The 8,756-nt window shown below is 69.1% G+C and carries 7 protein-coding genes and 4 pseudogenes; 6 read left to right on the top strand and 5 right to left on the bottom strand.

The genetic code is table 11. The annotated features are described in order from the left end of the window. Nucleotides 1-22: 22 nt before the first annotated feature. A pseudogene (locus AOK18_RS34605) lies at nt 23-289 on the bottom strand (16S rRNA (cytidine(1402)-2'-O)-methyltransferase); the annotation flags it as partial. 2 nt (nt 290-291) lie between these two features. Further along, nucleotides 292-814: pseudogene (gene rsmI / locus AOK18_RS23590) on the bottom strand (16S rRNA (cytidine(1402)-2'-O)-methyltransferase); the annotation flags it as partial. A gap of 192 nt (nt 815-1,006) precedes the next feature. Here rsmI and AOK18_RS23595 point away from each other — a divergent pair. Continuing rightward, nucleotides 1,007-2,749 carry a dolichyl-phosphate-mannose--protein mannosyltransferase gene (locus AOK18_RS23595; protein ID WP_055695647.1) on the top strand — a complete coding sequence of 581 codons (1,743 nt, stop codon included), beginning with the start codon at nt 1,007-1,009 and terminating at the stop codon, nt 2,747-2,749. 511 nt (nt 2,750-3,260) lie between these two features. After that, complete coding sequence (locus tag AOK18_RS23600) at nt 3,261-3,623, top strand: hypothetical protein (RefSeq protein WP_055695648.1); 363 nt, start codon at nt 3,261-3,263, stop codon at nt 3,621-3,623. 31 nt (nt 3,624-3,654) lie between these two features. Here the strand turns inward: AOK18_RS23600 and AOK18_RS31285 are convergent. Continuing rightward, nucleotides 3,655-4,566, bottom strand: a pseudogene (locus AOK18_RS31285) (IS5 family transposase). Between the two features lie 326 nt (nt 4,567-4,892). Between AOK18_RS31285 and AOK18_RS23610 the strand changes: the two are divergent. From AOK18_RS23610 to AOK18_RS23620, 3 genes are read left to right on the top strand one after another with little or no spacing between them, the layout of a single operon-like run. Then, entirely contained in the window at nt 4,893-5,285 is a 393-nt protein-coding gene (locus AOK18_RS23610) for a type II toxin-antitoxin system RelE/ParE family toxin (RefSeq protein ID WP_055572031.1), read from the top strand. Nucleotides 5,286-5,328: 43 nt separating this feature from the next. Then, the gene (locus tag AOK18_RS23615; protein WP_055572027.1) at nt 5,329-5,700 is read left to right on the top strand and encodes a helix-turn-helix domain-containing protein; all 372 of its coding nucleotides are present in this window, start codon (nt 5,329-5,331) and stop codon (nt 5,698-5,700) included. 11 nt (nt 5,701-5,711) lie between these two features. Continuing rightward, the gene (locus AOK18_RS23620) at nt 5,712-6,167 is read left to right on the top strand and encodes a hypothetical protein (protein WP_240503288.1); all 456 of its coding nucleotides are present in this window, start codon (nt 5,712-5,714) and stop codon (nt 6,165-6,167) included. A gap of 610 nt (nt 6,168-6,777) precedes the next feature. Here AOK18_RS23620 and AOK18_RS23625 read toward each other — a convergent pair. Next, complete coding sequence (locus AOK18_RS23625; RefSeq protein WP_055695650.1) at nt 6,778-7,443, bottom strand: YdcF family protein; 666 nt, start codon at nt 7,441-7,443, stop codon at nt 6,778-6,780. Then, nucleotides 7,440-7,703, bottom strand: a pseudogene (locus tag AOK18_RS23630) (UTRA domain-containing protein); the annotation flags it as partial. The pseudogene AOK18_RS23630 and the gene AOK18_RS23625, both read right to left, overlap by 4 nt. Before the next feature lie 295 nt (nt 7,704-7,998). Between AOK18_RS23630 and AOK18_RS23635 the strand changes: the two are divergent. Beyond that, nucleotides 7,999-8,646 (top strand): hypothetical protein, encoded by a 648-nt coding sequence (locus tag AOK18_RS23635; RefSeq protein WP_055695651.1) that lies wholly within the window; start codon nt 7,999-8,001, stop codon nt 8,644-8,646. The last annotated feature ends 110 nt before the right edge of the window (nt 8,647-8,756 follow it).

The raw sequence follows: 8,756 nt of genomic DNA on the forward strand, positions 1-8,756 counted from the left end.
CGGGGCGCTCACCGGGTCCCGCTCACCCCGCGGAGCGCTTCGCCGCCACCACGGCGTCGAAGACCTCCCGCTTGGGCACCCCCGCCTCCACGGCGACCGCCGCGATGGCCTCCTTGCGCCGCTCCCCCGCCTCCTCGCGCACCCGGACCCGGCGCACCAGTTCGGCGGCGTCCACTTCCTCGGGCCCGTGGTCCGGGGCACCCTCGACGACGACGGTGATCTCGCCGCGGACGCCCTCGGCCGCCCACGCGGCCAGCTCGGCCAGCGGACCGCGCCTGACCTCCTCGTANNTCGCGGCGAGCGTGGCGTCGAGCCGGTGCGGGGACTCGAAGTAGACGAGGGTGCGCCGCTCGCCGGCGACCTCCCGCAGCCGCCCCAGCCGCTCTCCGGCCTTGCGGGGCAGGAACCCCTCGAAGCAGAACCGGTCGACGGGGAGCCCGGACAGGGCGAGCGCGGTGAGCACGGCGGAGGGCCCCGGTACGGCGGTGACCCTGATGTCCCGTTCGACGGCGGCGGCGACCAGCCGGTATCCGGGGTCGGACACGGAGGGCATCCCGGCGTCCGTGACCAGCAGCACGCGGGCGCCGCCCGCCAGTTCCTCGACCAGCTCGGGTGTGCGGGCGGACTCGTTGCCCTCGAAGTAGGAGACCACCCGCCCCTTGGGGGTGACGCCGAGCGCCTGGGTCAGCCGCCGCAGCCGCCGGGTGTCCTCGGCGGCGACGACGTCGGCGCCGGCCAGCTCCTCGGCGAGCCGGGGCGGGGCGTCGGAGACGTCGCCGATGGGGGTGCCTGCGAGTACGAGGATTCCGGTCACCCCCTCATCCTCCCAGCACCCGCGCCCCCACGAGGACGGCCCCGGCGCCCCGCGCCCCCGCCCAGTCCGCGTCCGGCCCGTACGCGCTTCCGCCCGTCGCCCGGTGCGGCGGAGCCGGGCGCACCCGGGGCATACCGGGCCCATACCTCCCATGCACGCGACTCGCACAGAGCCATTCCCTACGATGGCGCGGTGACGAGTACCGCGTCCTCCACGGACACCCGGCAGGAACAGCCGCCGCAGGACCAGCAACCGTCGTGGCAGCAGCGGCTCCGCCGTTTCGGCTACACGGCGAGGCCCGGGGGCGACGTCCGCGACCGCCTGGTCCCGCCGTACACGAAGCCGTCCGGCAGGCTGTGGACGGCGCTCGGGGTGCCGCCGTCGCTCGGCGGGCGGATCACCCGCTGGTCGGGCTGGGGCGGTCCGCTGCTGGTCACGCTACTGGCGGGGGTGCTGCGCTTCTGGAACCTGGGCAGCCCCCACAAGGTGATATTCGACGAGACGTACTACGCGAAGGACGCGTGGGCGCTGGTCCGGCGCGGCTTCGAGGTCAGCTGGGACAAGGCCGCGGACAAGCAGATCCTCTCCTCCGGCGGTGACGTCCCCGTCCCGATCGAAGCGGCGTACGTGGTGCACCCGCCGGTCGGGAAGTACGTCATCGGGCTGGGCGAGCTGCTGTTCGGGTTCGACCCGTTCGGCTGGCGGTTCATGACGGCCCTGCTCGGCACGCTCTCGGTCCTGATGCTGTGCCGGATCGGCCGGCGCCTGTTCCGCTCGACGTTCCTCGGCTGCCTGGCGGGCGCGCTGATGGCGGTGGACGGCCTGCACTTCGTGATGAGCCGCACCGCGCTGCTCGACGGCGTGCTGATGTTCTTCGTGGTGGCGGCCTTCGGCTGCCTGGTCGTCGACCGGGACCGGGCACGGGAGAGGCTCGCGGCCGCGCTGCCCGTGGGCGCCGACGGCAGGCCCCTGCCGGACGCGCACGTCGCCGGGACCGCGCGGCTGGGCCTGCGGCCGTGGCGGCTGGCGGCGGGCCTGATGCTGGGCCTGGCGTTCGCCACGAAGTGGAACGGCCTGTACATCATGGCCGCGTTCTGCGTGATGTCGGTGCTGTGGGACGTCGGCGCCCGCCGCACCGCCGGTGCCCACGCCCCCGTGCGGGCCGTGGTGCGGCGCGACCTGGGCTGGGCGTTCCTGTCCACGGTGCCGGTCGCCGTGGCGACGTACCTCGCCTCCTGGACCGGCTGGTTCCTCTCCCCGGCCGACGGCAGCGGCGGCTACTACCGCGACTGGGCCGCCACCGACGGCAAGGACAGCGCCTGGTCGTGGCTGTTCCCCGACGCGTGGCGCAGCTTCTGGCACTACGAGAACCAGGTGTACGAGTTCCACGTCGGCCTGTCCTCGCCGCACACCTACGAGTCCAACCCGTGGAGCTGGATCGTCGCGGGCCGCCCGGTCTCCTTCGACTACGACTCCCCCGCGCCCGGCACGGGCGGCTGCCCGGCCGACGCGGCCGAGAAGTGCGCCCGCGAGGTGCTGGCCCTGGGCACGCCCCTGCTGTGGTGGGTGGGCTGCTTCGCGCTCCTCTACGTCCTGTGGCGCTGGTTCTTCCGCCGCGACTGGCGGGCGGGCGCCATCGCCTGCGGCATCGCGGCCGGCTACCTGCCCTGGTTCTTCTACCAGGAGCGCACGATCTTCTACTTCTACTCCGTCGTCTTCCTCCCCTTCCTGTGCCTGGCGGTGGCGATGCTCCTGGGCGCGCTCGTCGGCCCGCCCCGCGCCGGCGAGACCCGCCGCGTGGCGGGCGCCACGGCCGCCGGCGTCCTGACCCTCCTGATCGCCTGGAACTTCATCTACTTCTGGCCCATCTACACCGGCCAGGCCATCCCCATCGACGACTGGCGGGCGCGGATGTGGCTGGATACGTGGGTCTAGCCGGGCGGACACACCACAAGGACGCGGCAGACTGCCGCGCCCTTGTGGTCGTTGGTGGTCGTTGGCGGTTGTCGTGGGCCACCCTCGGACGGCCCGGAGACGGCCCGTCGCTGGCCCCGCAGCAGATTTACAGCGGACTCCCCCCAACCCTTCTCACCTGCGGCTTCTCCATCGCTGGAGGCCGCTGGGGCATACCTGGGGAAACTCCGAGAACACCGCTTCAGGAGTTCGATCCGCGCCTGTCCCTGTCGCCACTGCTCACTGGCACGACGGCCGGACAGGGATGCTGAGGTACGACTCCGTCCGGCATCGTTGAGGTCAGCCGTGGATGTCAGAGATCTTCTGATCCGTAGCTCTATGTGAACCGGTCGGCAAGGGGCAGGCCGGTCGCTGCACGGCCTCGGAGGACTGCTGCCCGGCGGAGACGGTTGCTGTGGTTGCGGTACTCCGCTGCTGTACAGGTCGCCGGCATGGCCCGGCGCTCCCCAATGCGTCGCCTACTCTCTGGACCATGGGTGACTCGGAGTCCTTTCGCGCAGCGGTCAGCGCGCGTGCGGCGGCCCTGCTGGACAGCGACACTTCGCCATACGACCCGGCATTGGAGATCTTGGGTCTTGCCAGTGGCGGGGCGCCGGTGGACAACGGCGACGAAGCGCTCTACTCGCTCGCGCTCATCTGGGGCGAACTGACCGATTGGGTCGAGCTTCGGCCTGCGGAAACGGATCAAGCCGAGACGCATATGGTCACCGCCGCCCGCGAGTGGCTGACCGTCGAGGGCGACCGAGAGGCAGAGGCCCAGTACCTCGACCGTTGGCTTCACGACATCCTCGGGTACGAGCGTCCGGCTCCCCGCAGACTTAGTACACGATCTTGAAAACCGTCGTGGCAGCGAGGTTACCGTGGGTTCAAATCCCACCGTCTAGGGTCTGTTGTGAAAGTGCTGGTCGCAGCCACTCGTTGATGGCTGCGACTAGCACGGTCGCTTCGTAGCGGACGGCGAGTTTGTCGTACCGGGTGGCGACGGCCCGGTGGCGCTTGAGCCGGTAGATCCCGCACTCGACCGCGTGCCGCTGCTTGTAGTCGTCCTTGTCGAACGTCGGTGGCCGCCCGCCGCGCGATCCACGCTTGAGGCGGTTGCGGACCCGGTCGGCCGGGACCGGGATGGCGGCCTTGATCCCGCGTCTGCGCAGGTAGGAGCGATTTCCGCAGGAGTCGTACGCCTTGTCGGCCGGACCCGGTCCGGGCGCTTGCGGGGCCTGCCGAGCCCCAGCCTCGGAACCCGGATGGCTTCCAGGACCGCTTTGAACTGCGGGAGTCGCCCCGCTGCCCGGCCGTGATCACGACGGACAAGGGCTTCTGCCCCTGCTCGACCGCGAGGTGGACCTTGCTGGTCAGTCCGCCGCGGGAGCGTCCGAGGCCGTGGTCGGCCGGCTCGACGAAGATCCCGCCGGGCGGTTCCTTCTGGAGGCCCCCTTTTTCGCCGCTCCGGCGGCGTGCTGGTGGGCCCGGCAGACGGTGGGGTCGACGTTGACGTCCCAGGTGATCAGTCCCTTCGCGCCCGCCTCCACCTGGAGCCGGGTGAGGATCCTTGCCCAGGTGCCGTCCCGCTGCCAGCTCCAGAACAGGTCGTAGACCCGCTCCCACGGCCCATAGCGTTCGGGTGCGTCCCGCCAGGGAGCACCGGTCCGGGTCCGCCACCGTATGCCGTCTATCAGCTGCCGCCGCGTCCACACCTGCGGACGGCCCGGCTTGATGCCCTGCGGCAGCAGCGGCTCAAGCCGGACCCACTGGCCGTTCGTCAGATCCCCACATCCCACGGGACATGATCATCAATGAACAAGATCCACTTTCGCAACAGACCCTAGCTCGTCGCACTCGGCGAGGGCCTTGAGCACGGCATCCCGCGTGATCGCACCTTTGCGCATGGCGGAAGAGTACGCGTAGCCACTGACAGTCAGGGGACGGGTGCTGGCCACCAAGATTCAGAGGTTTTGGTCGTGCTGACGGAGGCCTCTACACCTCGGGGCTAGCAACTCTGTGCGATCCAATCAAACGTCTGCGTGAATACATCAGTGTCACCGTCTGTCAGATAGACAGTGCACGCGGTAAGGTCGACGCCGCGCTAGGCATGGGAGGGGTGCTGATGGCCAAGAAATGGGAGTTCTATCGGTCATCGGTAGATGCCGAGGTGGTCCAGAAGGAGATCGCCAAGTGCCGACTGAAGCGGGATGAGCTAGTCCGCCTACAGAAGATCATGGAGCGCGCAGCCAGTGATGAGCTGCTGCCCAAAGATCGAAAGCCACTAGGGGATGGCCTGTGGGAGCTACGTCTCAACTGTGGTGAGCGTATCTTCCGGCTGTTCTACAGCGAGGTGGAGGGGGTGGGCCCTCTGCTGCTGGGACTCAAGTTCGTCAACAAGAAGTCGACACAGGGCATAAAAACCGACCCGGGCGATATTGAAACAGCGCGCAAACGGCTGTCTGAGTGGCAAACCAGGCAAACCGGTGACGACCCTGCTACCGAGGCGTTGAAGTGATATCGGTCCTGAGCGATACTCGGCAGTCAGGGAAGGAGTGACTATGGACGAGCACCTGGCAGGGCTGCTTGGCCTTGACCTCAACGACGCGCGGACGAGCGCTGCCGCCAGTGACACTGATGCGGTGATGATGCTCGTAGAAACCCTGGTCAGGCATCGTAAGGCCTGTCGGATCACTCAGAAGCAGGTCGCGCAGGCCATGGAAACGACTCAGTCCGCCGTTTCCGACTTCGAGCGGCTCGGGGGGGACCCCCGGCTGTCTACGATCATGCGCTACGCCAGGGCGGTAGGGATGGCTGTTGCGACCAAGGCGCACGTCGTCGACGACCCAGAATTGAGCACGCCCTCCTGGGAACCACTGGCACACAGTGCAGAGCCCGTACCAGTAGCACGTGGCCAGCGCGGTGCCGCATGAGCGCAAGGCCAGTGCGCAAGGTCTCATCGCTTGAAGAGCTGCAACAGCTCGCTGAACTTCTCGACATCGTGTACTACGAAGTGAGCGGGCGTAGGTCTGACGGCTTTGAGCAGCTGAGCGAGGCTGAAGGCGAGGTTGGCGACGACCACGCAGACATCCAGCTGATGCAGCGGATGGAGGGAAATCGTCTGGCAGTCCGTACACGTGCCATGGTCGTGACGTCGGAAGGGCGAATGGTCGCCGATGTCGCTGCCGTGTTTCGCACTCCGGAGCCTGTCAGCATCCCAGCAGCCATTGCGAAGCGCTTTGCTGCAGTCATCGCGACACCTGTAACACGGCCCTACCTGCGGGAAGCGATCCACCAGTCCGCTGTGAAGCTGGGCATCGCTGCCCCACTGCTCTCCGTTCTGGACCTTGAAGAAGTGGGTCTCTTGCCGATAGTGGCCGAGCGTAAGCCTCTGTCTTGAACAGCAAACCTCCCGCACGGTTCCGACCCTTCAAGCCCACCACTCACCCCGGCTCCCATCCCGTCCGCCGTCGACCCACACACCGTGGAGCGGGCGTGGTTCAGGGGCGTCAAGGTGGAGCGCGCCACTGTACGAACGACCTTGACGCCCCTGGGCCGCGTCTGCTCGGCTCTGCCTGGGTCTGCGGTGGACGGGTTGGGAGCCCCCTCGCGCACCCCTACGAGTCCGCAGTCGGCGACGGCGCCCCCTCCATCCCGGTGTCGGCCGATCCCCCGCCGGAGGCATCGTCTTGACGACTGGCCGGTCTCTGCGGTGATCGCCTCATGGCCTCGGCCCGGTCCACCTGCGGCGCGCGTAGGCGCAGCGCGGGCCGAAGGCAGGAGCGGCGCCCGCGGCGGAGCCGGGAGCGTGCCGGCGGAGCGGAGCGCAGTCGGGCTTAATGAAGTAGGGAAGTTGTACCGCGCTGGGAGCACGACGGCTTTCAAGGCCAACCGGTTTCCCGCGCGTCCCTCTCGCGTGACCTGCGCTTATCGCCAGATATGGCGTGCGTGGCGTCCCAGGTTGGCAGGGGGTTGGCCACAGCGGGCTTCACAGGGCGCCCGTGGTGCCGTCATTTCCGCACTGCGGTGTCTGCCACAAGTCGGCTTGTGAACCCGGCGTCACGCAGGCGCTCATACGCTGCGGCTACGTCCTCAGGTACGGGCTGCTCGATCATGAATCCCTGCTGCGGGTAGACCATGAGCCGCTGCTGCGCGCCGGCCAACATGTCGATGACCAGGCATGCGTCTCCGATCGAGTCGGCGTAGTCAGCCAGGGTCATGGGTGTGGAGGCGCTGACCCACTCGACTTCGGGCCACAGTTTGCGGGCGGTCGCGCAGGCCCGTCGTTCCTCGTACGGCTTGCTGATCAGCAGGACGGAGGACACGGCGGCCCCGCGCTCTTCGAGGAGTGCACGGGAGAAGCGGATGTTCTCTCCCGTGTTCCGGGCCCGCGGCTCAACGAGGATCGCATCGGCCGGCACCCCCAGTTCCATCGCCCGCTCGCGGTAGTGCTCGGCCTCTCCGCGCGGCATGCGGTCGCGTGTGGTGCGGCTGGTCGCCCCGGTGAAGACGATCAGCGGCATCATCCCCCGGTGATAGAGATCGGCGGTTGTGTCCGCGACTCCGAGGTCATGACTGCCGAGTCCGATCGCGACAGAGCATGGGCGCAGCTCGTGCCCCATCTGCTGGAAGTCCCAGAGCCGTTGAGCGTCGGCCCATGCCTGTGCTGAGATCACTTGCTCTCGCCCTCCGCTTTCGCTGAGTCGGGGACCTTGAAGTCGTACGTCCCAGCGAAGCGCGTCGCCGCGTGGACGCCGATGGCGAATTCCACCACGGCGCCGTCGACCGTGTACGTCGTCCGGTGCAGCTCCACCACCCATTCGCCCGGCGCGAGCTGGAGGAGCTGGTCTTCGTCCGCCGTGGGGATGCGCGCGAACAGCGTCTCCTGCATGCGGTCGATCTCGTATCCGGCGTCGTACAGGACACCGAAGCCACCGAGAACTTCGACTCGTCCACACCGGCCGGCGCGTCGCACGCGCCCCGGGCATCGTCTCCTGCACTGCCGCCCGCACCTGGCGGGCTACCGGTCGGTGTCCAGGCCCGCGCCCACGCCTCCACCAGCAGTCCGATCAGGGGGCGGCCACTAGTGGACCCTGACTACGGGGGCGGCGAGACAGGAAACCGGTAGGGCTACTACGGCTGCATGCACACGACCGTAGAGGACCGGTGGTCCCGAATGCGGCCGGATATGTGCATCTGACACGGTTACCACGGGAGGTACATCTGTGGCCATGGCACCGTCGAAGCCCGGGGATCTGTTCCCCGGTGAGCAGCACGTCCTGCGCAAGAACGCCAACGCCGTCATCGGCGTCCGGGAGGCAGGGCTGTCCCGGCTCCCCTTCGACGGCCTGAGGGGGGCGGTGGGGATGCGCGGGAAGGAGGCCATCGGCGGGCGTCTCCACCTGACGAACCTCCGGCTCGTGTTCAGGTCCCACGCCGTCAACCGGGTGCGGGGCACGTTCAGTGTGTTCCTGCCCTGCGTCGAGGAGGTCCGGAACACGTCGTCCGGCATCACCCGCCGGGTCACGGTGTCCACGGCGGGGCAGGACTTCACGTTCGTGGTCTGGGGCGTCCCCCGGCTCATCGACACCGTCGACCGGTACCGCGCCGGGTTCGACGACGCGCACCTCCCCGAGGTGGCCGCGCACATTCTGGCCGAGCCCTGGAAGGTCGGCGACGGCCTGCGGCGCTCCGGCCGCCCTGAACCCCTCGGCGCCGGCCCGGACTGCGCATACAGTCGGGGCGGTGACTTCGCGGCGATTGCGGCGGACCTAGCCCGGGGGATCGACCCGCGGTCCGCCCGGACCGAGGTGGCCGGGGTCCTGCAGGTCGTCGAGCTCCTCACCCGCGCCGCCGGGACGCTCCCGCCCCGCTCCTGATCCACCGGCGGACCGGTCGGCGCCGGCACCGATGCCCCTGGCCGGTTCACCGGCCCTGTCGCGCACCGCATTCCGCGTTCCGCGGAGGGCCGGGCCGGCCGGGGAGCGGT

It is taken from the genome of Streptomyces prasinopilosus (assembly GCF_001419695.1).
In the GTDB taxonomy this organism is placed as follows: Bacteria; Actinomycetota; Actinomycetes; order Streptomycetales; family Streptomycetaceae; genus Streptomyces; species Streptomyces prasinopilosus.